The sequence below is a fragment of the Shewanella sp. 10N.286.52.A9 genome (assembly GCF_041468985.1).
Taxonomy (GTDB): domain Bacteria; phylum Pseudomonadota; class Gammaproteobacteria; order Enterobacterales; family Shewanellaceae; genus Shewanella; species Shewanella japonica.
The window spans coordinates 150,283-176,920 of sequence record NZ_JBFRJQ010000012.1; the positions used below are offsets into that span (position 1 = coordinate 150,283).

Below are 26,638 nucleotides of genomic sequence, written 5' to 3' on the forward strand. Positions count from 1 at the left end.
TTTGCCTTTTATTGTTTTTCTTTTCACTTCCTGCTTTTCAAATACATTTCATTTAGTTAGCCATTCTCTATTCACAATTTATATATTGGCACACTCATTGCTAGTTCTAGTTATATCTTTAGTTATGTAAAAAGTTTGACGGAGCGGCAGATGGACAAATTACTGTATGTTGCCATGAGTGGGGCAAAGCAAAATATGAATGCTTTGGCTGTTCGTGCCAATAATTTAGCCAATGCGAATACCGATGGTTTTAAAGCTGATTTGGCTCAAGCTCGCTCTATGCAAGCATTTGGGGAAGGCTTACCGACACGTGTCTTTTCTATGACTGAAAGCCCTGGGCAAAATTTTAGTTCAGGCCCAATTAAAACTACGGGTCGTGATTTAGACATTGCGATTAAAGATAAAGGTTGGATTGCAGTGCAAGGTGCTGATGGCGGTGAAGCGTATACCCGCTCCGGTAGTCTAAGTTTTGACAGTACAGGCTTATTAACTAATGGTCGAGGCAACCCTGTTATGGGAGAGGCTGGACCGATAGTTTTGCCGCTACCAATCGACAAAGTTCAAATCTCGCCTGATGGCATTATTTCTGTAAGACCTCAGGGCGCAACTGCGGATGTGGTTGAAGAAGTGGCCCGAATTAAATTAGTTAATCCATCAAATGAAGAAATGATGCGTGGTGAAGATGGGTTATTTAGGCTGACTTCGGGCTTAAATGCGCCGAACGATCCTAATGTGAATATCGAAACAGGGGCTGTTGAAGGCAGTAATGTTAACGCTGTTTCAGAAATGGTGGCGTTAATTGATATCCAGCGTCAATACGAAATGCAAGTGAAGATGATGAAAAATGCCGAAGAGCTAGACCGTGCTTCATCATCCTTAATGAGAGTTAGTTAGGAGTAATAATTATGCATCCCGCTTTATGGATCAGTAAAACAGGCTTAGATGCCCAACAAACCGATATTGCAGTTATTTCTAATAACGTGGCGAATGCGAGCACCGTAGGCTACAAAAAAAGCCGCGCAGTATTCGAAGACTTGCTATATCAAACAGTTAATCAAGCTGGTGGTATAAGTGCTGATAATACTAAGCTGCCGAATGGTTTGAACATTGGTGCCGGTACTAAGGTCGTGGCAACTCAAAAAATGTTCACCCAAGGTAACATGTTAACCACTGATAACTCGTTAGATTTAATGATTGAAGGCCCTGGATTTTTTGAAGTCGAGATGCCTGATGGCACCGCTGCTTATACCCGAAATGGTCAATTTAGCTTAGATGAAAATGGCCAGATTGTGACTCCAGGTTCTGGTTATGTCGTGCAACCGTCAATCACCATACCTGATGATGCAACTTCAATTACAGTCTCTGCCGAAGGTGAAGTATCAGTAAAATTATCTGGCGCGACAGAAAGCACAGTTGTTGGACAGTTAGCCATGAGCGATTTCATTAATCCATCAGGGTTAGATCCATTAGGGCAAAACTTGTATACCGAAACTGGCGCAAGTGGAACGCCTATTCAGGGAACAGCTTCTTTAGATGGCCTAGGCGCTATTCGCCAAGGGGCATTAGAAACATCAAACGTTAATGTGACTGAAGAGCTAGTAAACCTGATTCAAAGTCAGCGTATTTACGAAATGAACTCTAAAGTGATATCAGCTGTTGATCAGATGATGTCTTACGTGACTCAGAACCTATAATTGTTATTGAAAGGAACTGGATTATGAATAAATACCTAGCGTTAGCATCCGTTATTTTCATTGCCGGTTGTAGTTCAACGCAACAAAAACCTATACCTGATGATCCATTTTATGCGCCAGTGTATCCAGAAGCACCACCAACTAAAATGGTGTCGACGGGGTCGATTTACATGGACCATCAATCGTCTAGCTTATATTCAGATATACGAGCACATAAAGTCGGTGACATTATCACAGTGCTGTTAAATGAATCGACTCAAGCTAAAAAAAGCGCCAATAACGAAATCAAAAAAGACTCTAATTTGAGTGTTGACCCTATCTATGCTGGTGGCGGCAATGTGACGATTAAAGGTGTACCACTTGATTTACGTTATTCTGATGCGATGGACACCAAGCGTGAAGCTGATGCTGACCAATCAAACAGCCTTGATGGCAGTATCTCAGCTAACGTGATGCAAGTGCTCAGTAATGGCAACTTGGTTATCCGTGGTGAAAAATGGATTTCGATTAACAATGGCGATGAATTTATTCGTGTTACCGGCATGGTAAGAAGTCAAGATATCACTCCTGAGAATACAGTTCAGTCAACTCGAGTAGCCAATGCCCGCATTCAATATAGCGGAACAGGTACATTTGCAGATGTTCAAAAAGTAGGGTGGTTAAGCTCATTCTTTATGAGCGAATGGTGGCCTTTCTAAGGAGTATGCCATGAAAATTTCATCTTTATTTATCTCGATTGCCCTTACCGCCTCAGTTGCATTATCGGTATTTTCTGCGCCAGTTCAAGCACAGCGAATTAAAGATATTGCCAACGTTCAAGGTGTACGTAGTAACCAACTGATTGGTTATGGCCTTGTGGTTGGTTTGCCAGGCACAGGTGAAAAAACCAAATACACTGAACAAACATTCAGAACCATGCTGAAAAACTTTGGCATTAATTTACCTGATAATGTGAACCCTAAAACCAAGAATGCGGCGGTGGTAGCGGTGCATGCAGAGATGCCAGCATTTATTAAGCCCGGTCAAAATATTGACATTACCGTATCGAGTTTAGGTGAAGCAAAAAGCTTACGCGGTGGTACTTTACTGCAAACCTTTTTAAAAGGGGTTGATGGCAATGTTTACGCTATCGCGCAAGGCAGCCTAGTGGTCAGTGGTTTCAGTGCAGAAGGTCTAGATGGTTCGCAAGTGATTCAAAATACGCCAACAGTTGGGCGTATTCCTGGTGGCGCGATTGTTGAACGCAGTGTGATGAGTCCATTTGCGACTGGGGATCACCTAACTTTTAACCTACGTCGTTCAGATTTTTCTACCGCTAAAAGTATGGCAGATGCAATTAACGACTTTTTAGGTCCAGGTATGGCAAGAGCGTTAGATGCAACCTCTATTCAAGTCAGTGCGCCTCGTGATGCATCACAGCGAGTTTCTTTTTTAGCGACATTAGAAAATGTTGAAGTCGAGATAGCTGATGAATCTGCGAAAGTGATTGTTAACTCTCGCACTGGCACCATTGTCGTTGGCCAAAATGTGCGTTTAATGCCTGCAGCTGTGACGCATGGCGGATTAACGGTCACCATTGCAGAAGCAACGCAAGTTTCGCAGCCAAATGCATTTGCAAATGGTCAAACGGTTGTCACTACAGATAGCACCATTGATGTTGCTGAAGAAGACAGTCGAATGTTTTTGTTTGACCCAGGTACGACATTAGATGAGCTAGTACGAGCAGTAAACCTGGTTGGCGCAGCGCCTTCTGATGTGCTTGCAATATTAGAAGCGTTAAAGATGGCAGGCGCTTTGCATGGTGAACTTATCATCATCTAAATATTGTCGGTACGACTATGGAAAAGCTGTCAAATTCATCGCACTTTCTGGATCTAGGAGGACTAGATTCATTACGTTCTCAGGCTCAGAAAGACGAGAAAGCGGCACTTAAAGAAGTCGCTAAACAGTTTGAAGGTATCTTTATTCAAATGCTGATGAAAAGCATGCGTGATGCTAACGCAGCTTTTAAATCAGACAGTCCAATGAACAGTCAAACCACTGAGTTTTTTGAGAACATGCGTGATCAACAGATGTCAGTGGACTTGTCTGATAAAGGTATGCTGGGCATTGCTGATTTAATGGTTCAGCAATTATCACCTCAAGATACACCATTTAAGCCTGCCTCTGTCCTTCGTGGCGATATTGATGCAAACATTCAACATGGTTTATTTGATAACAAATCAGCAGACATTGCGGTCAGTCCAATAACGTCGTTTGCACAAAAAATACCCAATGAACCAGTAGTAAATGTTAATCAGCTTGCCAGTCATCACTCGGTGATCGATGAGCAAGCAATGGCGAAAATTCTAGCAGGCGAAAATGACACTTCAGTTGCCGCTAATGGCAATCAATTGCCGCAATCAGTCAATAAAGCGCCGTCCGAATTTAGCAACCCTGCGCATTTTGTTAATACGCTTTATCCTCATGCTGAAAAAGCAGCTAAAGCTCTGGGAACAACACCTGAAGTGTTGCTTGCTCAGTCAGCACTTGAAACAGGCTGGGGTCAGAAAATGATCAGACGTCAAGACGGCACGGCTAGTAATAACCTGTTTAACATTAAAGCCGACACTCGCTGGCAGGGTGATAAGACATCGGTGAACACCTTGGAGTATGAGCAAGGCAAGGCTGTTAAACAAAGAGCTGACTTTAGAATGTACGACAGTATTGAACAAAGCTTTAATGATTTTGTGTCTTTTATTGCCAATGGTGAACGTTACCAAGAGGCCAAAAAAGTGGCTGCAGAACCTGCAAAATTTATTAACGAGTTACAAAAAGCTGGCTACGCCACTGATCCTCAATACGCAAAGAAAGTGCTAAAAGTGATGGAAACAGTGACTAATGGACTTAAGTCTGCATTACCAGGAGAGACTAACTAATGGCTGTTGATTTATTAAATATCGCCCGCACCGGCGTACTGGCGGCTCAATCTCAAATGGGCGTTACCAGTAATAACATTGCTAACGCCAATACGATTGGCTATCACCGTCAAGTTGCCGAGCAGTCGTCGTTAGAATCCCAAAAGATTGGTAACAGCTTTTATGGTACGGGTACTTACGTTACTGATGTTAAGCGGATTTACAATGATTTTGCTGCCAGAGAGTTACGTATAGGTCAAACCTCAATGAGCGCCGCAGAAACTCGTTACACCAAAATGAATGAGATGGATCAGCTCTATTCACAAATTGGTTCAATGGTGCCAGATCGATTAAACGACTTTTTCTCAAGCATTAATAGTGTGGCCGATTTACCAACCGATATCGGTATGCGTGACAGTATGCTTGGCGCAGCGCAACAAGCTGCAAGTAGCCTAAATCAAATGCAGTCTCATCTCGACTCACAGATGAAACAGACTAATAGTCAAATCGGTGCGATGGCTGATCGCATCAATGAAATCAGCAATGAGCTGGCTAGCATTAATCTAGAGCTAATGAAAAGCGAAAGTCCAGACAGCCAGTTACTAGATAAACAAGATGCACTTATTTTAGAGTTAAGTGAGTATTCCGAAGTCAACGTTATTCCGCTTGAGAATGGTGCTAAAAGTGTCATGTTAGGCGGCTCTGTGATGCTGGTGTCTGGTGAAGTTTCAATGCAAATCGGTACCACGACTGGAGACCCTTATCCCAATGAATCTCGTTTGACCACGACCACTGGTAATCAAAGTTTAGTTATTGATGGATCAAAACTAGGCGGTCAACTTGGGGAGCTATTTAAATTTCGCGATGAAACCTTAGTGCCTGTTGGCCAAGAATTAGGTCAATTAGCGTTAGGTATTGCTGATGCATTCAATGAAATGCAGTCAAATGGCTATGATTTAAATGGTGAAATTGGTCAAAATATATTTACTGATATAAATGATCCACTGATGTCAGCTGGGCGTGTCGGTGAATTTGACGGAAATACTGGTACTGCCAAAATCCGAGTCAACATAGATGATGTCGGTGAATTGACAGGAAGTTCATATGAACTGTCGTTTACTGCACCTTCAACCTATGAGTTAAAAGATACTAAAACAGGTGAAGTACAAGCTTTGACCTATGATGCTGTCAATAACCAGTTAACGGGCGCAGATGGATTCAGTATCCAAATTGACTCGGTGCCAGCAGGTTTTGCAGATGGTGATAAGTTTGAAATTAGACCTAATGCAGGCGCCGCAGCAGGTATTGGTGTCGAAATGACCGATCCCAAAGGTATTGCAGCAGCTGCCCCTAAAATTACTGGTGAACCCACTAACTCGGGTGACACCAGTGTTAAGTTAACTAGCATAGATAGAACAAATGCTAATTTCCCTGTGACTGATAGTGAAATCACTATTCAAGTCGATACCGTTACAAATACTTATCAAGCTTTTGACGCCAGTGGCGCAGCAATTGGTGGCCCAACGGCATTTACTCCTCCACAAATTAGTACACCATATGGCTTTGATTTTGAAATTAGCGACACGTCAACAGCCGGCGTAACCGACAGTTATACCTTCGATTTATCATTTGCCGAAGGAGATAACAGCAATGCGATAGAAATGGCGAAACTGTCAGATGAAAAATTAATGAATGGCGGCACAACGACCTTAGCTGGCGTGTTTGAAGGTAGTAAGCTTGATATTGCTAGCAAAACCAAAGCCGCTGCCGTGTCTTTTGAATCAAATGAAGCTGTTTATCTACAAGCATATAACCGTGTACAAAGTGAGTCGGGAGTGAACTTAGACGAAGAAGCTGCCAACTTAATGCGTTATCAACAATCTTACCAAGCTTCAGCCAGGATCATGACAACAGCTCAGCAAATGTTTGATTCATTGCTTAGTTCTGTTCGTTAGGAGAATTAGTCATGCGTATTTCAACTGCTCAAATGTTTCATCAAAATACTTTAAGTCTGTCTAAAGGTCAGTCTTCAACCAATAAAATTTTGGAACAACTGGCAAGTGGCAAAAGGCTCAATACCGCGGGAGACGATCCTGTTGCAGCTATTGGTGTTGATAACTTAAAACAGAAAAACGCCTTGGTGGATCAATTCGTCAAGAATATTGACTATGCACAAAAGCACCTTGGATTAAGCGAAAGTAAGTTAGGCAGCACAGAAACAATTATGAGTAGTATGCGTGAGCAACTACAGCGCGCCGCAAACGGCAGCCTATCTCAATCGGAACGGCAAATGATTGCCGATGAAATGAAAGATAGTCTCGAAGAGTTAATGTCGATTGCCAACACAAAAGACGAATCGGGTAATTATATCTTTGCTGGCAACAATACTAATAATCCACCTTTTGCGTTTGATAATAATGGTCAAATAATTTATAGCGGTGACAGTGGCGAGCGGCAAAGTATCGTTGCCTCGGGTGTTACCATCGGAACAAATGTGCCAGGTGACACTGTGTTTATGAACGCACCTAATCCGCTTGGTGATTATGGTGTCAATTATTTGCCATCTCAACAGGGTGATTTTGTTGTTGATAAGGCGGCCATTTTTGATTCTGCCGCACACGTAGAAGATACCTATACCTTTAAGTTTGTTGATAACGCAGGTGTCCTTGATTTACAAATTGAAGATTCGGGCGGCACAGTCGTATCAACGGTTGCAAACTTTGATCCTAGCAATCCGGTAAGTTTTAACGGCATAGAAGTTCAACTGTCAGGTCAGCCTGTCGCGGGTGACTCTTTTACCATGGAACCTCAAGAAACCGTCAGTATTCTAGATACCTTTAATGAAGCGATTGCGATGCTTGAAGATCCTACTATTCCAAATACTTCTCAAGGAAACTCAAAGTTGGCACAGCTATTGAATAATATCGATAGTGGTCAAAATCAAGTCAGTACAGCAAGAAGTATTGCTGGCAATAGCTTGAAAAGTTTAGAGAGTATCTCTACGAATCACGCTGAAGAAAAAATCGTTAATGATAGCGCATTATCCATGCTTGAAGATTTGGACTATGCCGCAGCAATAACTGAATTTGAAAAACAGCAACTGGCATTAAATGCCGTGTCGAGTGTGTTCGGCAAAGTCGGTTCTATTTCGTTGTTTGATTATATCTAGTAAGGCGTTCAGATCTTGCAAGATATATAAAGCAAGAAAGACCAACGTTAAATTGTAAAATTTAGCCAAGCTCCAAAGTCTTGGCAACAAAACTAAGAATGAGGATTTATTTATGGCTATTACAGTAAATACCAATGTTACATCTATGAAAGCACAGAAGAACTTAAATGCGTCGACGCAAAATTTAAGTACTTCGATGGAACGTTTATCAAGTGGTTTACGTATTAACAGTGCAAAAGATGATGCGGCTGGTCTAGCTATTTCTAACCGCTTGAACTCGCAGGTTCGTGGGTTAGAGGTTGGTATGCGTAATGCGAACGATGCAATTTCGATAGCGCAAATCTCAGAAGGTGCGATGCAAGAACAGACAAACATGTTGCAGCGTATGCGTGATTTGACTATTCAATCTGAAAACGGTGCAAACAGCCCTGACGATTTAGCAGCATTGAAAGCTGAGATGGATCAATTAGCGGAAGAAATCACCGCGATTGGTAATAGTACGGCTTTCGGTGACACGAAATTATTAACAGGTGACTTTTCTGCTGGTAAAACGTTCCAAGTTGGTCACCAAGATGGTGAAGATATCAGCATTACAGTTAAAACAAGTAATGCGACAAGTCTATCTGTTGCAGCATTAACAAATGCGACTTCAGCAGGACGTGCATCAGCGCTAACCAAAATTGATGCCGCAATTAAAAATATTGATACTCAACGTGCAGATTTAGGTGCAAAACAAAACCGTCTAGCACATAACATTGCAAACAGTGCAAATACGCAAGCTAACGTTGCAGATGCTAAGTCGCGTATTGTTGATGTTGATTTCGCGAAAGAAACCGCTGAAATGACTAAAAACCAAGTGTTGCAACAAACGGGTAGCTCAATGTTGGCTCAAGCTAACCAATTGCCACAAGTGGCGCTATCATTATTAGGTTAATGACACCGAGTTAACACCCTAAAGCTTTTTATAAAATCTTTCGGGCTAAAAATTAAGCCATACTTGTTTAAATAATAACAAGTATGGCTTTTTTGTTTATTTAAGTTATTGATTTTATGTGGTTAAGGCTTAATGTGCGAAAAATGTTCAAAAAAATTCTAAAGTAACCTAAATTGCTGCCGTTAAAGTATTTGTAACCCAATAGACCCGCCTGGCAATAGAGACAGGCAAGTTTTAAAGCCAGGTATAAAGAGGAAACAAATTATGGCTATTACAGTAAATACAAACGTAACATCAATGAAAGCGCAAAAGAACTTAAATGCTTCTACAGGTAACTTAGCAACCTCAATGGAGCGTTTATCAAGTGGTTTACGTATTAACAGCGCAAAAGATGATGCGGCTGGTTTAGCTATTTCGAACCGTTTGAACTCTCAAGTTCGTGGTTTAGAAGTGGGTATGCGTAACGCTAATGACGCAATCTCAATCGCTCAAATCTCTGAAGGCGCAATGCAAGAGCAAACAAACATGCTTCAGCGTATGCGTGACTTAACGGTACAATCTGAGAATGGTGCAAACAGTACTGAAGATTTAGCGGCTCTTAAAGCTGAAATGGACGAACTTGCACTAGAAATTACTGAAATTGGTAATAACACCGCATTTGGTGAAACTAAATTATTAGATGGTAGTTTTTCAGGTGGTAAAAACTTCCAAGTAGGTCACCAAGATGGTGAAGATATCACTATTACAGTTAAAACAAGTGACTCTACAAGCTTATCAGTTGCCTCACTAACTAACGCAACATCAGCGGGCCGTGCTTCTGCTCTGTCTAAAATCGATGCGGCAATTAAAACAATTGATAGCCAACGTGCAGATTTAGGTGCGAAACAAAACCGTCTTGCACATAACATCGCTAACAGTGCAAATACACAAGCAAACGTTGCAGATGCTAAATCACGTATTGTAGATGTTGATTTCGCGAAAGAAACCGCTGAAATGACTAAAAACCAAGTGTTACAACAAACAGGTTCTGCAATGCTTGCACAGGCTAACCAGTTACCTCAAGTGGCATTATCTCTTCTATAATTTGATTAGTTAATTAAATTTTGATGATTAGAGAAGGGAGATCTTGTTAGGTCTCCCTTTTGTCGTTTTGATATTGATTATCGTACTAAACTAATTAAGAGGCGTAAGATGGCTATGGATATCAATTTTACTGGTACCTCAAATACCCTTACTGATAATATGGGGACTCGTCAACTGACTGAGAGTAAAGCTCAGGTCGCAGAAGAAAAAACCAAAGTTGCTGAGTTAGTAAAGTCAGATCAACAAGCTAAAGACTATGTTGATAAAGAGTCAAATAATCAAGAGTTAGCCGAAGTTACTGATGACCTAAATGATATGGCGTCAATAATGCGTAAAGGGCTTGCCTTTAAAGTGGATGATGACTCTGGGAAAAATGTGATCAGTGTCATGGATATTGACTCGGGTGATGTCATTAGGCAAATACCTAATGAAGAAGCGTTAGAACTGTCGAAAAAATTAGCTGAAGTGGCAGGGATTTTGCTTAATACAGAGGCATAATTAAGGCGTTTTTTTGCGTTAATATTAATGTAAGAATTATTGAATAATAGGTGAGGAATTTATGGCATTAACAGCAACTGGTATTGGCTCAGGTCTTGATATCAACACCATTGTCGGTGTACTCGTCGATGCTGAAAAACTCCCTAAAGAAGCATTATTCGATAAAAGTGAAGCGACAATAGATGCAAAAGTGTCAGCCATTGGTTCGTTGAAAAGTAAATTATCGACATTCCAAGATGCACTAGAGAAGCTGAGTGACCCAGATGCACTTAATATTCGTAAAGTGTCGACTGGCGAAAGCATTTATTTTGGCGCTACAGCCGATAAGAATGCACAATCAGGCAGTTATCAAATTCAAGTAGAACAGCTGGCTTCTTCTCATAAAGTGGCTGGAGCCAATGTGGCCGACCCGAGTTTAGGGGTGGGAACTGGTAGCCTGGATTTATCGGTTAATGGTGAAGCTTTCTCAGTAGATATTGAAGCCACCGACTCACTTGAAGATATCGCCAAAAAAATCAATGGCGCTACAGACAACTCTGGTGTAACTGCAACGATCATTAAAAGTGATGATGGTAGCCGTATCGTGTTTAGCTCTGATGAGCCAGGTACCGACAATGAAGTGACAATTACTGCGAACGATACTGCCGGCTCTGGGTTAAATGACATGTTTGGCGCTGGAAATTTGACGACACTTCAAAATGCGGAAAATGCCGTCATCTATATTGATGGTCAAAAGGTTACTTCTCAATCTAATGAAATTACCGATGCCATTGCTGGTGTCACGCTTTCGCTAACTGATGCTGATGTATCAAAAACCTCAACATTAAAAATTGAGCAAGATGACGAGCTAGTTAAAGAAAATGTGCAAGCATTTGTGGATGCATACAATACATTAGTGACTTCAATCAGTGATATGTCTAAATATGACACTGAAAAAGAAGAAGCCGCTGCGCTGCAAGGGGATTCAATGATTCGTTCGATAGAATCCCAAATGAGAAGCATGATCAGTAATCGAGTCGATGTTGACGGACAGAGCGTTGCATTATATGACATTGGTATTGAAACTGATCGATACGGAAAAATGTCAATTAATACCGAAAAACTAGATGAATCTATCAGTGAAAACATGGATTTAGTTGAAGGATTATTTGCGACTCCTGACACAGGTATTGCAAGCCAATTAGATACCATGGTCGAAGGTTATGTTAAAACGGGTGGGTTAATTGATAGCCGTAATAATAGTTTAACCAGTGAGAAAAGCCGTTTAGACGATCAGCGTGATGCGTTTAGTTTGAAAATGGAGTTACTTGAAGCACGTTTATTTAAACAGTTTAATGCCATGGATTTGGTCGTTGCATCATTGAATCAACAAAGCTCTGGATTAACAGAGCGATTAAATTCATTACCAGGCTCTGTGCCAAGTAGCTAATTTATATGAAACAACTATCTGAAAAAAACCTGCAAATAGAAGAATTGCTAAAAAATATTGATAATACTCCTTCAGAAAATGAATCTTCTGATGAGTTGGTATCTAACTTGCTAGTACTTATAGGTGAGCGTCAAATTTTACTCGATAACCTGAAATTTGAAGATGAAGAAACTGAAAGAAAAATGTTAGAACAACAGATTTCTATTGGCAAAGTGTTTGAGCAGAAGGTCATAGCATTGCAAAAACACATTCAATCTTTACTTCAGGCTAGAAAGAAAAATCAGCGCCAAATTAATGTTTATCAATCTATAGACTCAAATAAGTAGCAAAGGTGAATCCTATGAGAGGATCAATTAAATCTTACCAAAAGGTATCAATCGACAGTGAGATAGCTGTTGCTTCTCCACATCGAATTATTCAAATGATGTTCGATGGTGCTTTATTACGATTAGCGCAAAGCCGATACGCAATTGAAAATCATGATTTACAGGCTAAAGGTGTCGCGATTAACAAAGCAATAGGTATCATAAATGGCTTGAATAATAGTCTTAATATGGACGTCAAAGACTCTGTTGCAAGCAATTTAAGTGATCTTTATGATTTCATGTTACGCCGTATTTCAGAGGCAAACGTGAATAATGATGTGATAGCCATTGATGATGTCACAAATATCCTTAGAACGATTAAAGAAGGTTGGGATGCAATCCCTGCAGAGATGCATCAAATGACGTCAGAAGCGAGTTAATTTTGATATCATTGTAAAGGGCGCCATAGGCGCCTTTTTCGTATTTCGACATGTAAAAATGAACGTTTCTTTTCGTCCATAAATGGCATTTCCAGTCTGGCTTATCGTATTGGTTGTATATAAAAACAGCTGTTAGTGACTTAAATCAATAGCATGGTAGAATATTGGCTGATCAAGCTTGATTCTCTTGCTCTGATAATACAGTATTTATTTTTGCGTATTCGTTTAAACTTTATTGCAGTTTTGGCTATATTTAAGTAAAGATTAAAAAATATGTGTTCGCGATCTTCTATGTTAATGTTTATATTATAATTGTGTCATCTGACTCATAGAAATATAGCGTGATAAACTACATTCAAGTCAGGTGAGCGTTATTGATTTTTGATAACGAAGAATTTTGACTCTGAATTACTAATAACTAGAGCTTTGGCCTTCTTAATGATGCAAATAGAACAACGAATTTTAATTGTTGCTGAACCTTCTGAGCGCGTGTCTCGTCTTTGTTGTATTTTTGAATTTTTAGATGAAAAACATCACCTCATTTCAACTGATGATCTTGCGCCGTTAACTCGTGACTCTCGTTTTAGAGCTTTAGTTATCGACACTGAATCTGTTTCAGCTGAATTCATTAAAGATGTGCAATCCTCAATCCCTTGGCAACCCGTTCTATTAATCGGTTCGCAAGAGATTAATGGTGTGAATGTACTTGGTACAATCGAAGAGCCAATAAACTATCCTCAGCTCACTGAGCTGCTTCATTTTTGCCAAATTTACGGTCAAGCTAAGCAACCTCAAATACCAACCAGCGCTAATCAAACCAAACTGTTTAGATCACTTGTTGGTCGTAGTGAAGGGATTGCCAATGTTCGTCACCTAATAAGCCAAGTCGCAACGTCTGATGCCACTGTGTTAGTGCTGGGTCAATCTGGTACAGGTAAGGAAGTGGTTGCTCGTAATATTCATTATATGTCAGAGCGACGTGATGGACCGTTTATTCCTGTCAATTGTGGTGCTATTCCACCAGAGTTATTAGAAAGTGAGTTATTTGGCCATGAGAAAGGCTCTTTTACTGGCGCGATTTCTACCCGTAAAGGTCGCTTTGAACTAGCTGAAAACGGCACATTATTTCTAGATGAAATTGGCGATATGCCGCTGCAGATGCAAGTAAAACTATTACGTGTACTGCAAGAAAAAGTCTTTGAACGTGTCGGTGGTTCTAAAACGATTACAACAGATGTGCGCGTGGTTGCTGCGACTCACCGTGATCTTGAAACCATGATTGATAAGAATGAGTTTCGTGAAGATTTATACTATCGACTAAACGTATTTCCAATTGAAATGCCGTCGTTAAGTGAACGACGTGATGACGTACCACTGTTACTGCAAGAATTAGTTAGCCGTGTGTTTAATGAAGGTCGCGGTAAAATTCGTTTTACCCAACGTGCGATAGAGTCATTAAAAGAACATAACTGGTCTGGTAATGTACGTGAACTGTCTAACCTAGTTGAAAGGCTAACCATTTTATTCCCAGGCGGGCTTGTCGATGTCAATGACTTACCACGTAAGTATCGTTATATTGATGTGCCTGAATACAGCGTGGAAATCAGTGAGGAGCAACAAGAGCGTGACGCCTTAGCTTCAATTTTCAGTGATGATGAGCCAATCGAAATCCCTGAAACACGATTCCCAAGCGAATTACCTCCTGAAGGCGTGAATTTAAAAGATTTATTAGCCGAGCTTGAAATCGATATGATCCGTCAAGCACTTGAGCAGCAAGATAACGTCGTTGCAAGGGCTGCAGAAATGCTTGGTATTCGCCGAACGACACTTGTTGAGAAAATGCGTAAATACGGTATGAGTAAAGACTAGTATCATCGCGCAAAAAATGTTCTATTAAAGCATGCCTTTTGGCATGCTTTTTTATGCCTCTTGATAAGTTTGATTAAAGTGGCATACCAAATGCATTAGCCTGTTAAAAGTAAATATTTTGACGGAGTGGCTATGTTTTCAGCGCAACTAGTTTCAGAACAATCAGTAACGGCGCAAGCATCAGCAGAGCACTATGCCTTTAATATAGATGACGATTCAGTTCAGCAAAGCACTGCTAAAATTGACTTAACTGGCTCAGTCAGTTCATCGGCGCCTTTTAATCAGCAGTTTATTGAACAAAATGAGCGAGCGGTTCCGCAAAAGGCGGCTAATATGTCAAATCAAATGGCACATATATTACAAGCTATGCCATCTGGCGTTGTGATTATTAATGGGGATGGTGTTGTCACTCTTGCTAACCCTGTGGCCACTGAATTATTAGGCAGACCTTTACAAGGTGCCAAGTGGTTTGAAATTATTAATCGCGCTTTCTCTCCCCAAGAAGATGATGGTCATGAGGTTTCTCTTAAAAATGGTCGTCGAGTTAAGTTAGCAATTACCCCTTTAACACCGGAGCCTGGTCAGTTAATTGTATTGACGGATTTAACTGAAACCCGCTTACTTCAAAAGAATTTATCGCATTTGCAGCGATTATCAGCGCTTGGGAAAATGGTCGCAACATTGGCTCATCAAGTCAGAACCCCGCTTTCTGCTGCAATGTTATATGCGTCGAATTTAGCCAGCCCTAAGTTGGCTGAAACGGCTAAAAAACGCTTTCAGTCTAAGTTAGTTGATCGCCTTAATGAACTTGAGCGACAAGTTAATGACATGCTGCTAATGGCTAAGAATAAACAAGATGATGTCTCAGAGGCTTTATTGGCTGAAGCAATTATTGAACCTGTGTTAGCTAACTGTGAACCTATTGCTGAAAACAAGTCGTGTAAATTACAGTATTTTAATCATTCTAGTGATGCGATTTTAGCTAATGGCAATGCATTAAGTTCAGCGATTAACAATTTAGTGATGAACAGCTTAGAAGCCAATGCAACTGAAGTACGTATCATAACCAGTTCAACCGATCATCGTCTGAATATTGATGTGATTGATAATGGTAAAGGGCTAGCTGCTGATATGCAGCAACAAATACTTGAGCCCTTTTTTACCACAAAAAGCCAAGGTACAGGACTTGGGCTTGCTGTAGTGCAAACCGTTGTGAGAAACCATAACGGCACGGTGCAGGTGTCATCGCAACCCGATAAAGGTTGCCTTATCAGGCTTTCATTCCCAGTGCATAATGTTGATGAACAAGTCAACGCTAAGGCAAGTTTAACTCAAACGGAGACTTCTCATGGGTGAAGCAAAATTACTACTCGTTGAGGATGATGCATCGTTAAGAGAAGCATTACTGGATACATTGATGCTAGCTCATTACGATTGTGTTGATGTTGGTTCAGCCGAAGAAGCCATCATAGCGTTAAAATCTAATGATTTTGATCTGGTTATCAGTGATGTTCAGATGGATGGCATTGGTGGCATCGGCTTATTAAATTACCTCCAGCAAAATAATAATAAGATTCCAGTATTATTAATGACAGCTTACGCCACCATTGATAATGCGGTAAGTGCCATTAAGTTAGGCGCGGTGGATTATTTGGCGAAGCCATTTGCGCCAGAGGTGCTGCTCAATCAAGTGTCACGCTACTTGCCGTTAAAACAAAACCTCGATCAACCTGTTGTGGCTGATGACAAAAGTTTGGCATTACTGTCAATTGCACAACGAGTCGCAAGTTCCGATGCATCAGTGATGATTATGGGGCCGAGCGGTTCAGGTAAAGAAGTGCTTGCACGATACATTCATCAAAACAGTGCCAGAGCAGATGAGCCTTTTATTGCCATTAACTGCGCCGCTATACCTGAGAATATGCTTGAAGCAACCCTATTTGGTTATGAAAAAGGCGCCTTTACTGGCGCTTATCAGGCGTGTCCTGGTAAATTTGAGCAGGCACAAGGCGGGACGATTTTATTAGATGAAATCTCTGAAATGGAGCTTGGTCTGCAAGCTAAACTTTTACGTGTGCTGCAAGAAAGGGAAGTAGAGCGCCTTGGCGGTCGTAAAACGATATCGCTAAACGTTCGAGTGTTAGCAACTTCCAACCGTGATTTGAAAGAAATGGCATCTTCAGGAGCCTTTAGAGAAGACTTATATTATCGCATTAATGTGTTTCCGCTTACTTGGCCTGCATTAAATCAGCGACCTGCTGATATTTTACCGCTTGCTCGTCATTTGATTGTGAAACATGCAAAGCTTGCGAATATTTCACCAGTACCCACAATCGATGATGTGGCTTGTAGAAGGCTGCTGACTTATCGCTGGCCTGGTAATGTGCGCGAGCTTGATAATGTCATTCAACGAGCGCTGATATTGCATACAGGTGAAGAGGTGACAAGCAATGATATTGTGCTTGATAGTGCCGAAGTGCCGCTGCAGCCTACTGAGCAACAAGCTAAACCGAGCACAGAAACAGATGGCTTAGGGGGAGAATTAAAAGCCCAAGAACATGTGATTATTTTAGAAACATTAAATCAGTGTAATGGCAGCCGTAAAGCGGTAGCTGAAAAGCTGGGAATTAGCGCAAGAACCTTACGATATAAAATGGCGAAAATGCGCGATATGGGCATTCAAGTGCCGGCTTAATTTTCTCCTGTTAACGTATCTGTTGTTAACGTCAGCCAGAAAACCTAGCACTTTCGCTAGGTTTTCTTATCTACAATGACGATTGCTGCGCACACATTGAGCAAACTCACTGCTTTTTACCCCCAATATCTATTGTTAATACGCATTTTTATATTATTGGCATCCTAATTGCTAAATCTATTGTAACTGGTTTTTAGTCGTCAAATATCCGACGAATAGGAGTTTACAATGCAGGTTAGCGGAAATCCTTTTTTACAAGAAATGCAATCACTTCGTGGTGAAATTTCACCTAATCTTCGTTCTCCAATTCAACCGGATATGACTCAGAAGGTGGGTAATACATCAGGGGCTGATTTTGGAGAGTTACTTTCTCAAGCCGTTGGTAGTGTTACCGCTTTACAAAAAAATTCCGCCAACCTAGCGACACGTTTGGAAATGGGGGATTCGACAGTCACACTGTCAGATACTGTAATAGCTCGTGAAAAGTCAGGTGTGGCATTTGAAGCAACTGTGCAAGTAAGAAACAAGCTTGTTGAAGCTTATAAAGAAATTATGAGCATGCCTGTTTAGGCTCTTATCAGATTAGAAAGTAGGTAATTATTGTGAGCACAGATCTCGTATTAGATTCAGATACCGTTGATAGCACAGGGATTCAGCAAGAGAACAAATCTGGCTTAATGAGTTCATTTGGCAGTGCTGATTTCATGCGTCAAATCACCATGATATTAGCGTTGGCAGTCTGTTTGGTGCTGGCGGTTTTCATGATGATTTGGGCGCAAGAGCCTGAGTTTAGACCTCTAGGTCAGATGGAAACCAATGAAATGATCCAGGTTCTGGACGTTCTCGATAAAAATAAAATTGCCTATAAAATTTCTGGTGATGTAGTCAGTATTCCAGAAGATAAGTATCAAGATGTAAAATTACTATTAGGCCGTGCAGGTGTTGAAACCTCAAGCCAACCAACTGATTATTTGAGTAAAGATAGTGGCTTTGGTGTGAGTCAACGCATGGAGCAGGCGAGATTAAAACAAAGCCAAGAAGTCAATTTAGCTCGTGCAATTGAAGAGCTTAAAAGTGTTACTCGTGCCAAAGTGATTCTAGCGTTACCAAAAGAAAATGTATTTGCCAGAAACAAATCTAAACCTAGCGCAACCGTAGTCGTTAACGTGCGCCGTGGCAGCTTAGGCCAAGAAGAAATTGATTCCATTGTTGATATTGTCGCTTCTGCTGTTCAGGGTTTAGAGCCTACTCGAGTCACAGTGACTGACTCTAATGGCCGTTTACTTAACTCTGGAAGCCAAGATGGCGCTTCAGCAAGAGCTCGCCGTGAACAAGAGTTAGTTCAACAAAAAGAATCTGAATACCGTAATAAGGTTGATTCTATTTTAATGCCGATTTTAGGCCCTGAAAACTTTACCTCGCAAGTGGATGTCAATATGGACTTCACAGCCGTTGAGCAAACAGCAAAACGTTTTTCTCCTGATTTACCAGCAGTACGCAGCGAAATGACCATTGAGCGTAATTCATCGGGTCAGGCAATGGGTGGTATTCCAGGTGCATTATCAAACCAACCACCTATGGAGTCTGATATTCCACAAGAAGTGGGTGAATCTGAAGCCACAGCGGCTACTGGAGACAGTTTCCGCGAAGCGACTCGTAACTTTGAGCTTGATACCACGATTAGCCATACTCGTCAGCAAGTTGGCGTGGTTAGAAGGTTAAGTGTATCGGTTGCTATTGACTACAAGCCAGGACCAGTTGATGAAAATGGTGTGGTAACAAGAGTACCTAGAACCGAACAAGAGCTGACTAATATCCGACGTTTATTAGAAGGGGCGATGGGGTTTACCAGTCAACGTGGTGATACGTTAGAGGTGGTAACGGTTCCATTTATGGACCAACTAATTGAAGAATTGCCAGCGCTTGAAATGTGGGAACAACCATGGTTTTGGCGAGCGGTAAGGCTAATACTAGGCGCATTATTAGTGCTAGTTCTGATATTATTTGTTATTCGTCCAATGCTAAACAGGTTATTGAAATCTAACGAAGTTGAGATGCCTGAAGAAACACGTTTGGGCCATGAGCTTGCTGAAATTGAAGATCAGTACGCTGCAGACACATTAGGCATGTTAAATACTCAGCAAGCTGATTACAGTTATGCTGATGACGGTTCGATTCAAATACCGAACCTGCATAAAGATGATGATATGATCAAGTCGATTAGGGCATTAGTGGCTAATGAACCTGAACTTTCTACCCAAGTAATTAAGAGTTGGTTACAAGAAGATGGCAAATGATGACGTAGCAGTTGCAGAGGCAACTAAAGGGTTTAACCCTGATGACTTAACGGGTATCGAGAAAACGGCTATTTTGCTGTTAAGCCTAAGCGAAGCTGATGCAGCTTCGATTTTGAAGCACCTTGAACCTAAGCAAGTCCAGAAAGTCGGTATGGCAATGGCTGCTATGGAAGAGTTTGGCCAAGAAAAAGTCATTGGCGTTCATAAGTTATTTCTTGAAGAAATCCAAAAATTCTCATCTATTGGCTTTAATAGTGAAGAATTTGTCAGAAAAGCATTAACAGCGGCACTTGGTGAAGATAAAGCGGGTAATTTGATTGAACAAATTATCATGGGCAGTGGTGCCAAAGGTTTGGATTCATTGAAATGGATGGATGCACGTCAGGTTGCCACCATTATTCAGAATGAGCATCCGCAAATCCAAACTATTGTTTTATCTTATTTAGAGCCCGATCAAGCGGCTGAAATTTTTAGTCAGTTCCCAGAAAATACCCGCTTAGATTTAATGATGCGTATTGCTAACTTGGAAGAAGTGCAACCTGCTGCATTGCAAGAGTTAAATGACATCATGGAGAAACAGTTTGCAGGCCAAGGCGGCGCACAAGCGGCTAAAATGGGCGGCTTAAAAGCAGCTGCGAATATTATGAACTTCCTTGATACCGGCGTAGAAAGTCAGATTATGGAAACCATGCGTGAATCTGATGAGGAAATGGCACAACAGATCCAAGACTTAATGTTTGTATTTGAGAACTTGATTGACGTTGATGACCGTGGCATTCAAGTCTTGCTCAGAGAAGTACAACAAGATGTACTTATGAAAGCCTTGAAAGGGGCCGATGACCAGTTATCTGATAAAATCGTGGGTAATATGTCTAAGCGTGCAGGTGAGTTACTACGTGACGATCTTGAGGCTATGGGACCGATTAGGATCAGTGAAGTGGAAGTGGCTCAAAAAGAAATTCTCGCAATTGCACGACGCTTGAGTGATAGTGGTGAAATTATGCTTGGCGGCGGTGGTGGAGAAGAGTTCTTATAATCACTTGTGCTAAACGAGTGAGTGACATCACCGACTTAACCAGTATTTTTGCAGTCAATTAGGCCATTAAGATGACGGACGCTAAAACCAACAAACCGCTTGAAAATGAAGAACATGATTTTAGTCACTGGCAATTACCTGATGTGACTGAATCTCAAGCTGATGCTCCGTCAAACTTATTTGGTCACTTAGGTGCCAATAATCCGCCACCGCAAGCGGATGACAAACCGTTATTACCGCCAACCATGGCTGAGATTGAGCAAATTCGAGCAGAGGCAGAGCAAGAAGGATTTGAACAAGGCAAAGCTGATGGGTATAACCAAGGGCTTGAGCAGGGGAAATTAGCAGGGTTAGAACAAGGTCACTCAGAAGGATTTAGCCAAGGCGAGCAACAAGGCTATGAAGAGGGATTGAATAAAGCGAATGAGATGTTGGAGCGCTTAACGGGCATTGTGCAACAGTTTGAGCAACCGTTAATGATTCTCGACGCTGAAATTGAGTCAGAAATGCTCACCCTTGCTATTAATCTGGCAAAATCCATTGTGGGCCATGAGCTAAAAACTCATCCAGAACATATTTTATCTGTGTTACGCCAAGGTGTTGACTCACTGCCTATTAAAGAACAGCAAGTAAAACTTCGATTACATCCTGACGACGCCACCTTAGTCACCAAAATGTACAGTGATGCTCAGTTAGCAAAAAACCATTGGGAAATCGATGCCGATCCTTCTCTGAATTCCGGTGACTGTATTATTAATAGCTTACGTTCAAGCGTGGATTTGCGAGTTGAAGAGAGAATGAAGCAGGTGCTCTCTCAGCTTCAAGAGCAAGCACAAGGTATTCAGCATAATGTTCAAACGGTGAAATCGGATTCCAATTTTTATCAAACTGATATTGTCGATGAACTACCAGCAAGTAATTTGGATTCAACGACGACATCTTCACCAGTTCGACATGAGCCAGAAACAACGATTGCAGATGAGAGTGAGCCTGACGCTGCATTGTCTCCAAACCAGCAGTCCCCTGAAATAGCCAATCTAGCAGCATCAGACGCGCCCGTAGAGGAAGCGAGTCAAGCTCCTGACACTTCTGTAACTGCTGAGGATATCGACGATGCAAAGCCGTCAACATCAGCTACTGAATAAACTCAAAATACAAAGCCAAAAAGTCAGCCCTTTGCGCCCTGTTGCAAGTGGGCAATTGGTGCGTGTTGTAGGGTTAACGCTAGAGGCAACGGGCTGTCGTGCACCTGTCGGTAGTTTATGTTCAATTGAAACTATGGCTGGTGAGCTAATTGCTGAAGTGGTTGGATTTGATGATGAGCTCTTGTATTTGATGCCGGTAGAAGAATTAAGAGGTGTGTTACCAGGAGCAAGAGTTCAACCTTTGGGGGAGCAATCTGGGTTAAATGTCGGTTTAAGTTTATTAGGGCGCGTGCTTGATGGTAGTGGGGCACCGTTGGATGGTTTAGGCCCATTAAACACTGAACAGCAAGCGTCAAGACATGCACCACCGATTAATCCGCTTTCTCGACGGGCTATTTCAGAACCCTTGGATGTGGGAGTCAGAGCGATTAATGCCATGCTAACCGTAGGTAAAGGTCAGCGTATGGGATTATTTGCTGGTTCTGGTGTCGGTAAAAGTGTGCTACTTGGCATGATGACCCGGGGGACTACGGCAGATATTATTGTTGTTGGCTTAGTGGGAGAGCGTGGTCGAGAAGTAAAAGAATTTATTGAAGAAATTTTGGGCCCTGAAGGTCGAGCTCGTTCGGTCGTTATCGCCGCGCCAGCAGATACTTCACCGTTAATGCGACTTCGAGCGTGTGAAACGTCTACACGAATAGCTGAATACTTTAGAGATCTCGGCTATAACGTCTTGTTATTGATGGACAGTTTAACTCGATATGCTCAAGCGCAACGTGAAGTTGCCCTTGCCGTCGGGGAGCCGCCAGCAACCAAAGGTTATCCGCCTTCAGTATTTGCCAAGCTGCCACGTTTAGTGGAACGAGCCGGTAATGGTGGACCAGGTCAAGGTTCTATTACTGCGTTTTATACGGTATTAACCGAAGGTGATGATCAACAAGATCCCATTGCAGATGCGTCTCGAGCGATTTTAGATGGCCATATTGTCTTATCAAGGACTCTTGCAGATTCAGGGCATTACCCTGCAATAGATATTGAACAATCTATTAGTCGTGTTGCGCCTATGGTTATTTCAGCAGAACACCTTGAGTCTATGCGACTGGTTAAACAAATGTATTCCTTGTATCAGCAAAACAGAGATCTTATTTCGATAGGTGCTTATTCCCAAGGGAGTGATCCTCGAATTGATAATGCGATTCGCCTACAACCGGCTATGAATGCCTTTTTAAGGCAAGGCTTTAAAGATGTAATTACTTTTGATGATAGTCAAACTATGGTTGGGCAGATTGCTGCTCAATGTAAATAATGCGCCGAACTGATCCCTTGTTAACCGTATTAAAGTTGAACAAAGAAGCTGAAGAGCAAGCTGCGCTTCAGCTAAAGTCTGCTCAGCTTGAACAACAAAAACATCAAAGCCAACTTGATGCGCTTAATAATTATCGACTTGAATACATGAAACAAATGGGCGAAAACCAAGGGAAAACCCTCAGTGCAAGCCAGTATCATTCTTTTCATGAATTTATAAAGCAAGTAGATCAAGCCTTATTACAACAAGTTAATGCGGTAAAAGAGGCTGAGAAACAAACGGGTTATCGTCAGGTTCACTGGCAAGAGAAACAACAAAAGCGCAAAGCAGTTGAATTGTTACTTGAAAAAAACGCCCAAAAAGCTCAACAGCTTGCCAATAAAAAGGAACAAAAAGCATCAGATGAATTTGCTATGCAGCAGTTTATCCGCATGAAATCTCGCTAAGGTCTTTTTATTATTTTTATCAATTCATCATTAGTTTCATTTCACTGTCATTACTCTTACCAATTTTCAACTTTTTACAAAGATAAAAGTTTGGCATTTAATTTGCTTGTTACTTGTATTAACTTCGCAAAGTGTCAGCTTTGTGACAATGGATAAACCCCCAGAAATGACCTTGTTAATGGTTTCGATTAGGGGAGTGATTTGGAGTTGGTTATGCAGCAGATGAGTAATATTTTATTAGGCAATAGTGGTAAAGTTGCAAGTGTTACTGGTTCAGATAAATCGCAAGGTGCTGATAATCAATCTTTTCTATCTGTTTTTAACCAAGCGTCACAAATGGATATTGAAAAGACCAAGTTGGCAAAAAGTAGCGAGACAAATGTAGAAGAGCAGTCTGATGTCGCAATTGAAGAGGCTGATGTAGAGTTAATTTTTGCGCAAATTGGTATGTCTGAAAATTTTGATAAAGTCGGGCCTTCAGATCCAAGTGGCAAAGAATTGCCGTTAGATGAAGAGCTTTTAGCGGACGAAGGCTCAGCAATAGATTCTGACATGCTGGATTCTGAGTTATTGGCAAATACTCAGACAATCAACTCTGATGAACAACTTGAGACTGAGGTTGATGAAACCGTCAACGCTTTTCTATCATCGTTGACGGCTGAACAGCTCACTCAGTTAAGTGAGTTTTCATCAATGGATAGCGAGAAGTTAGCGAGCCTTACGCCAGCGCAGCTTAATCAATTGATTGCTGATTTCAATCGTCAGCATCAGCTAAGCGGTGAACAAGCGTTGCCTTTAATGGCTCTGACAGATAAGCAAGCTGTGCTTGCAAATGCTAATGAAGGTGCGGCTGACAGTGACTCAGTTAAAAACGTCGCTAATTTAGCGTCCAATACGCAAGCTAATACCAATCAAACAAATAATGCATCATTAGTGAATCCTCAGTCAGTGGTTAATACGACACTTGAAATGCAAGCCAGTAAAAATTCTGCAGAGGCGAATCTCAATGCCGAAAAAGGCACGATATTAGGCGAAGCAACCCAAGCAGAGACGAAGTCATCCTCTAAAGAAGTGCCTCAAATCAATTTGTCCAAAGCTGAGTTAACTGTGTCAATGGATAAACAAATAGCTAAAAATGCAGCGTTGGCCAGTTCAGCTGCTAGCGCAGCAACGTCTGAGTTAACACCTGAGTCAACTGAAGTAAAAGCATTACAAAATCAAAGCAGCTTTACGGCGCAACATAAAAGTGATGTCCCACAATTTCAGCTATCTTTACGCCAAGGGGCTGAAGCTGCGGTGAACATGCAAGATATGATTCAAAAATTTGCTCCAGTGATGAAGCAGCAATTAATCACTATGGTTGGACAAGGCGTTCAACATGCTGAAATTCGACTTGATCCTGCCGAGCTCGGCCATATGGTCGTGAGAGTTCAAGTTCACGGTGAGCAAACTCAAGTACAGTTCCAAGTCGCACAATCACAAACAAGAGATCTCGTCGAACAAGCGATTCCTAAGTTACGCGAAATGTTAGCTGAAGAAGGACTTCAACTTGCTGATAGTCATGTTTCTCAAGATGGTGATAACGAGTCGAAATCTGAATATGATGAACAAAACAGCAATGGTGATGCGATGTTGGATGAAATATCAGCACAAGAACTCGACATTGCAGCAAAACATTCACTGAGTAGCAATTCTGCTATAGATTATTACGCCTAAGTCGGTAATCTATAGCCAACAAGTTAAGACTGTTGGTGCGCTATAGCGAATGTTAATAATTTTACTGGCAGCGCAATAAATAAATGGAATGAATTATGGCTGAAGAAGAGTCTTTAGAGTTAACCACAGAGAACCAACCTAAAAGTAAAAAGAAGCTCATCATTTTTATTGTGATAGGTGTGGTGTTGCTTGCGGTTATCGCAGGTGCTGCAATGTTCTTTTTAGGTGGAGATGAAGAGTCTGCTTCAACGACACCGGGCACAGCAGCAACAAGTGAAGTGGTGGAAGATGATTCAACCAAAGGTAAAGCGAACTACGTCGGTATGCCTAGGCCGTTTTTGTTTAATTTACCAGGAGTCGATAGAGCAAGGTTAGTTGAAATTAAAGTTCAACTAATGGTACGTGGCGACGATGGTCAAACAGCTAAAATGCATATTCCTTTAATTGAAGATGCGTTACTGACAACATTTAGTGCTGCTGATGTTCAAAAGCTCAGTACTCAAGCTGGAAAAGACGAGTTAAGACAAATGGCCTTACTAAACGTGCAAAATACATTGCAACCTGTAGCGGGTCGAAAAATAGTCGAAAAAGTACTATTTACTGGCTTCGTAATGCAATAACGCCAGTGAAAAAGCCAAGGTGATGACGTGAGTGATTTATTAAGCCAAGACGAAATTGATGCGCTACTCCATGGTGTTGATGATGTCGATGAAGATGACATTAATGAGAATGACGATACTCGGGTATATGACTTCTCATCTCAAGATAGAATTGTGCGTGGGCGAATGCCGACGCTGGAAATTGTAAACGAACGTTTTGCTCGTCATCTTCGCATTAGCATGTTTAATATGATGCGCCGTGCAGCCGAAGTCTCGATTAATGGCGTACAAATGCTCAAGTTCGGCGAATACGTGCATACGTTATTTGTGCCAACAAGTTTAAATATGGTGCGTTTCAGTCCGCTAAAAGGGACTGCACTTATCACGATGGAAGCGCGTCTGGTATTTATTCTCGTTGATAACTTCTTTGGTGGTGATGGACGTTTCCACGCCAAGATTGAGGGGCGTGAATTTACCCCGACCGAGCGTCGCATTGTACAACTATTGCTGAAAATTATTTTTGAAGACTACAAGGATGCTTGGGCGCCAGTGATGGATGTCGAATTTGAGTACCTTGACTCTGAAGTTAACCCTGCAATGGCGAATATTGTTAGCCCAACTGAAGTTGTGGTGATTAACTCATTCCACATTGAAGTGGATGGCGGCGGTGGTGATTTTCATATCACGATGCCGTATTCAATGATTGAGCCGATTCGAGAATTATTAGATGCGGGTGTTCAAAGTGATAAACAAGATACCGACATGCGCTGGGGCCAAGCATTACGTGATGAAATCATGGACGTACAGGTTGGAATCGATGCCAATATTATTGAACATGAAGTGACTCTTAGAGATGTCATGGAGTTTAAAGCTGGTGATGTGATACCGATTGAATTACCAGAACACATCATGATGCGAATCGAAGATTTACCGACTTATCGATGTAAATTAGGTAAATCTAGAGATAACTTAGCGTTAAAAATCAGCGAGAAAATACCTCGACCAGAAACCGCTAAATCGGAACTACAATTAATTACGCGTAAGAAAGGTAAAGCGCGTGATATTTCAGAATTATAAGGT

General features: G+C 41.4%; 25 protein-coding genes. All 25 read left to right on the forward strand.

What is annotated here, in order from left to right; translation table 11 throughout:
• Positions 1–150: 150 nt before the first annotated feature.
• Positions 151–894 carry a flagellar basal-body rod protein FlgF gene (gene flgF, locus AB4128_RS11545; protein WP_065108537.1) on the forward strand — a complete coding sequence of 248 codons (744 nt, stop codon included), beginning with the start codon at positions 151–153 and terminating at the stop codon, positions 892–894.
• 11 nt (positions 895–905) lie between these two features.
• Entirely contained in the window at positions 906–1,694 is a 789-nt protein-coding gene (flgG, locus tag AB4128_RS11550) for a flagellar basal-body rod protein FlgG (protein ID WP_055025044.1), read from the forward strand.
• Between the two features lie 23 nt (positions 1,695–1,717).
• The gene (gene flgH / locus AB4128_RS11555) at positions 1,718–2,392 is read left to right on the forward strand and encodes a flagellar basal body L-ring protein FlgH (protein WP_055025043.1); all 675 of its coding nucleotides are present in this window, start codon (positions 1,718–1,720) and stop codon (positions 2,390–2,392) included.
• A gap of 10 nt (positions 2,393–2,402) precedes the next feature.
• The gene (locus AB4128_RS11560) at positions 2,403–3,515 is read left to right on the forward strand and encodes a flagellar basal body P-ring protein FlgI (protein ID WP_372037728.1); all 1,113 of its coding nucleotides are present in this window, start codon (positions 2,403–2,405) and stop codon (positions 3,513–3,515) included.
• A gap of 17 nt (positions 3,516–3,532) precedes the next feature.
• Entirely contained in the window at positions 3,533–4,612 is a 1,080-nt protein-coding gene (flgJ, locus tag AB4128_RS11565) for a flagellar assembly peptidoglycan hydrolase FlgJ (RefSeq protein WP_282166714.1), read from the forward strand.
• On the forward strand, positions 4,612–6,546 hold the full coding sequence (gene flgK / locus AB4128_RS11570; RefSeq protein ID WP_372037730.1) for a flagellar hook-associated protein FlgK: 1,935 nt from the start codon (positions 4,612–4,614) through the stop codon (positions 6,544–6,546). The genes flgJ and flgK overlap by 1 nt, the downstream gene beginning before the upstream one ends.
• An 11-nt stretch (positions 6,547–6,557) precedes the next feature.
• Positions 6,558–7,760 carry a flagellar hook-associated protein FlgL gene (gene flgL, locus AB4128_RS11575; RefSeq protein WP_055025040.1) on the forward strand — a complete coding sequence of 401 codons (1,203 nt, stop codon included), beginning with the start codon at positions 6,558–6,560 and terminating at the stop codon, positions 7,758–7,760.
• Between the two features lie 112 nt (positions 7,761–7,872).
• Complete coding sequence (locus AB4128_RS11580) at positions 7,873–8,694, forward strand: flagellin (RefSeq protein WP_065108534.1); 822 nt, start codon at positions 7,873–7,875, stop codon at positions 8,692–8,694.
• A gap of 264 nt (positions 8,695–8,958) precedes the next feature.
• Complete coding sequence (locus AB4128_RS11585; RefSeq protein WP_080916253.1) at positions 8,959–9,777, forward strand: flagellin; 819 nt, start codon at positions 8,959–8,961, stop codon at positions 9,775–9,777.
• A 114-nt stretch (positions 9,778–9,891) separates the two neighbouring features.
• Positions 9,892–10,275, forward strand: coding sequence for a flagellar protein FlaG (locus AB4128_RS11590; RefSeq protein ID WP_119969042.1), 384 nt, complete (start codon positions 9,892–9,894; stop codon positions 10,273–10,275).
• 61 nt (positions 10,276–10,336) lie between these two features.
• Complete coding sequence (gene fliD / locus AB4128_RS11595; RefSeq protein WP_055025036.1) at positions 10,337–11,704, forward strand: flagellar filament capping protein FliD; 1,368 nt, start codon at positions 10,337–10,339, stop codon at positions 11,702–11,704.
• 5 nt (positions 11,705–11,709) lie between these two features.
• Complete coding sequence (locus AB4128_RS11600) at positions 11,710–12,030, forward strand: hypothetical protein (RefSeq protein ID WP_055025035.1); 321 nt, start codon at positions 11,710–11,712, stop codon at positions 12,028–12,030.
• 14 nt (positions 12,031–12,044) lie between these two features.
• A complete protein-coding gene (gene fliS, locus AB4128_RS11605) occupies positions 12,045–12,449 on the forward strand; it encodes a flagellar export chaperone FliS (protein WP_055025034.1) in 405 nt (134 codons plus the stop codon).
• Positions 12,450–12,887: 438 nt separating this feature from the next.
• Positions 12,888–14,318 carry a sigma-54 dependent transcriptional regulator gene (locus AB4128_RS11610; protein ID WP_055025033.1) on the forward strand — a complete coding sequence of 477 codons (1,431 nt, stop codon included), beginning with the start codon at positions 12,888–12,890 and terminating at the stop codon, positions 14,316–14,318.
• A 132-nt stretch (positions 14,319–14,450) separates the two neighbouring features.
• Positions 14,451–15,674 (forward strand): PAS domain-containing sensor histidine kinase, encoded by a 1,224-nt coding sequence (locus AB4128_RS11615; RefSeq protein WP_240433822.1) that lies wholly within the window; start codon positions 14,451–14,453, stop codon positions 15,672–15,674.
• A complete protein-coding gene (locus tag AB4128_RS11620; protein ID WP_065108531.1) occupies positions 15,667–17,013 on the forward strand; it encodes a sigma-54 dependent transcriptional regulator in 1,347 nt (448 codons plus the stop codon). The genes AB4128_RS11615 and AB4128_RS11620 overlap by 8 nt, the downstream gene beginning before the upstream one ends.
• A 228-nt stretch (positions 17,014–17,241) precedes the next feature.
• Complete coding sequence (gene fliE / locus AB4128_RS11625) at positions 17,242–17,583, forward strand: flagellar hook-basal body complex protein FliE (protein WP_055025031.1); 342 nt, start codon at positions 17,242–17,244, stop codon at positions 17,581–17,583.
• A 107-nt stretch (positions 17,584–17,690) separates the two neighbouring features.
• On the forward strand, positions 17,691–19,310 hold the full coding sequence (gene fliF, locus AB4128_RS11630; protein ID WP_218919256.1) for a flagellar basal-body MS-ring/collar protein FliF: 1,620 nt from the start codon (positions 17,691–17,693) through the stop codon (positions 19,308–19,310).
• Positions 19,300–20,346, forward strand: coding sequence for a flagellar motor switch protein FliG (gene fliG, locus AB4128_RS11635; protein ID WP_055025029.1), 1,047 nt, complete (start codon positions 19,300–19,302; stop codon positions 20,344–20,346). Before fliF ends, fliG begins: the two co-directional genes overlap by 11 nt.
• Positions 20,347–20,417: 71 nt before the next feature.
• On the forward strand, positions 20,418–21,491 hold the full coding sequence (fliH, locus tag AB4128_RS11640; protein WP_372037736.1) for a flagellar assembly protein FliH: 1,074 nt from the start codon (positions 20,418–20,420) through the stop codon (positions 21,489–21,491).
• Entirely contained in the window at positions 21,460–22,797 is a 1,338-nt protein-coding gene (fliI, locus tag AB4128_RS11645; protein WP_055025027.1) for a flagellar protein export ATPase FliI, read from the forward strand. Before fliH ends, fliI begins: the two co-directional genes overlap by 32 nt.
• Positions 22,797–23,243, forward strand: coding sequence for a flagellar export protein FliJ (gene fliJ, locus AB4128_RS11650; RefSeq protein WP_372037738.1), 447 nt, complete (start codon positions 22,797–22,799; stop codon positions 23,241–23,243). The genes fliI and fliJ overlap by 1 nt, the downstream gene beginning before the upstream one ends.
• Before the next feature lie 213 nt (positions 23,244–23,456).
• Positions 23,457–24,959: a flagellar hook-length control protein FliK gene (locus tag AB4128_RS11655; protein WP_372037740.1), complete on the forward strand. Its 1,503-nt coding sequence runs from the start codon at positions 23,457–23,459 to the stop codon at positions 24,957–24,959.
• Between the two features lie 95 nt (positions 24,960–25,054).
• Entirely contained in the window at positions 25,055–25,579 is a 525-nt protein-coding gene (gene fliL / locus AB4128_RS11660; RefSeq protein ID WP_055025024.1) for a flagellar basal body-associated protein FliL, read from the forward strand.
• Between the two features lie 27 nt (positions 25,580–25,606).
• Entirely contained in the window at positions 25,607–26,635 is a 1,029-nt protein-coding gene (fliM, locus tag AB4128_RS11665) for a flagellar motor switch protein FliM (protein WP_055025023.1), read from the forward strand.
• Positions 26,636–26,638: the final 3 nt, after the last annotated feature.

Excerpts from the sequence above, each read along its gene's own strand:
- flgF (WP_065108537.1), top strand. The coding sequence starts at position 151 with ATGGACAAATTACTGTATGTTGCCATGAGTGGGGCAAAGCAAAATATG.
- flgG (WP_055025044.1), top strand. The coding sequence starts at position 906 with ATGCATCCCGCTTTATGGATCAGTAAAACAGGCTTAGATGCCCAACAA.
- flgH (WP_055025043.1), top strand. The coding sequence starts at position 1,718 with ATGAATAAATACCTAGCGTTAGCATCCGTTATTTTCATTGCCGGTTGT.
- AB4128_RS11560 (WP_372037728.1), top strand. The coding sequence starts at position 2,403 with ATGAAAATTTCATCTTTATTTATCTCGATTGCCCTTACCGCCTCAGTT.
- flgJ (WP_282166714.1), top strand. The coding sequence starts at position 3,533 with ATGGAAAAGCTGTCAAATTCATCGCACTTTCTGGATCTAGGAGGACTA.
- flgK (WP_372037730.1), top strand. The coding sequence starts at position 4,612 with ATGGCTGTTGATTTATTAAATATCGCCCGCACCGGCGTACTGGCGGCT.
- flgL (WP_055025040.1), top strand. The coding sequence starts at position 6,558 with ATGCGTATTTCAACTGCTCAAATGTTTCATCAAAATACTTTAAGTCTG.
- AB4128_RS11580 (WP_065108534.1), top strand. The coding sequence starts at position 7,873 with ATGGCTATTACAGTAAATACCAATGTTACATCTATGAAAGCACAGAAG.
- AB4128_RS11585 (WP_080916253.1), top strand. The coding sequence starts at position 8,959 with ATGGCTATTACAGTAAATACAAACGTAACATCAATGAAAGCGCAAAAG.
- AB4128_RS11590 (WP_119969042.1), top strand. The coding sequence starts at position 9,892 with ATGGATATCAATTTTACTGGTACCTCAAATACCCTTACTGATAATATG.
- fliD (WP_055025036.1), top strand. The coding sequence starts at position 10,337 with ATGGCATTAACAGCAACTGGTATTGGCTCAGGTCTTGATATCAACACC.
- AB4128_RS11600 (WP_055025035.1), top strand. The coding sequence starts at position 11,710 with ATGAAACAACTATCTGAAAAAAACCTGCAAATAGAAGAATTGCTAAAA.
- fliS (WP_055025034.1), top strand. The coding sequence starts at position 12,045 with ATGAGAGGATCAATTAAATCTTACCAAAAGGTATCAATCGACAGTGAG.
- AB4128_RS11610 (WP_055025033.1), top strand. The coding sequence starts at position 12,888 with ATGATGCAAATAGAACAACGAATTTTAATTGTTGCTGAACCTTCTGAG.
- AB4128_RS11615 (WP_240433822.1), top strand. The coding sequence starts at position 14,451 with ATGTTTTCAGCGCAACTAGTTTCAGAACAATCAGTAACGGCGCAAGCA.
- AB4128_RS11620 (WP_065108531.1), top strand. The coding sequence starts at position 15,667 with ATGGGTGAAGCAAAATTACTACTCGTTGAGGATGATGCATCGTTAAGA.
- fliE (WP_055025031.1), top strand. The coding sequence starts at position 17,242 with ATGCAGGTTAGCGGAAATCCTTTTTTACAAGAAATGCAATCACTTCGT.
- fliF (WP_218919256.1), top strand. The coding sequence starts at position 17,691 with ATGAGTTCATTTGGCAGTGCTGATTTCATGCGTCAAATCACCATGATA.
- fliG (WP_055025029.1), top strand. The coding sequence starts at position 19,300 with ATGGCAAATGATGACGTAGCAGTTGCAGAGGCAACTAAAGGGTTTAAC.
- fliH (WP_372037736.1), top strand. The coding sequence starts at position 20,418 with ATGACGGACGCTAAAACCAACAAACCGCTTGAAAATGAAGAACATGAT.
- fliI (WP_055025027.1), top strand. The coding sequence starts at position 21,460 with ATGCAAAGCCGTCAACATCAGCTACTGAATAAACTCAAAATACAAAGC.
- fliJ (WP_372037738.1), top strand. The coding sequence starts at position 22,797 with ATGCGCCGAACTGATCCCTTGTTAACCGTATTAAAGTTGAACAAAGAA.
- AB4128_RS11655 (WP_372037740.1), top strand. The coding sequence starts at position 23,457 with ATGCAGCAGATGAGTAATATTTTATTAGGCAATAGTGGTAAAGTTGCA.
- fliL (WP_055025024.1), top strand. The coding sequence starts at position 25,055 with ATGGCTGAAGAAGAGTCTTTAGAGTTAACCACAGAGAACCAACCTAAA.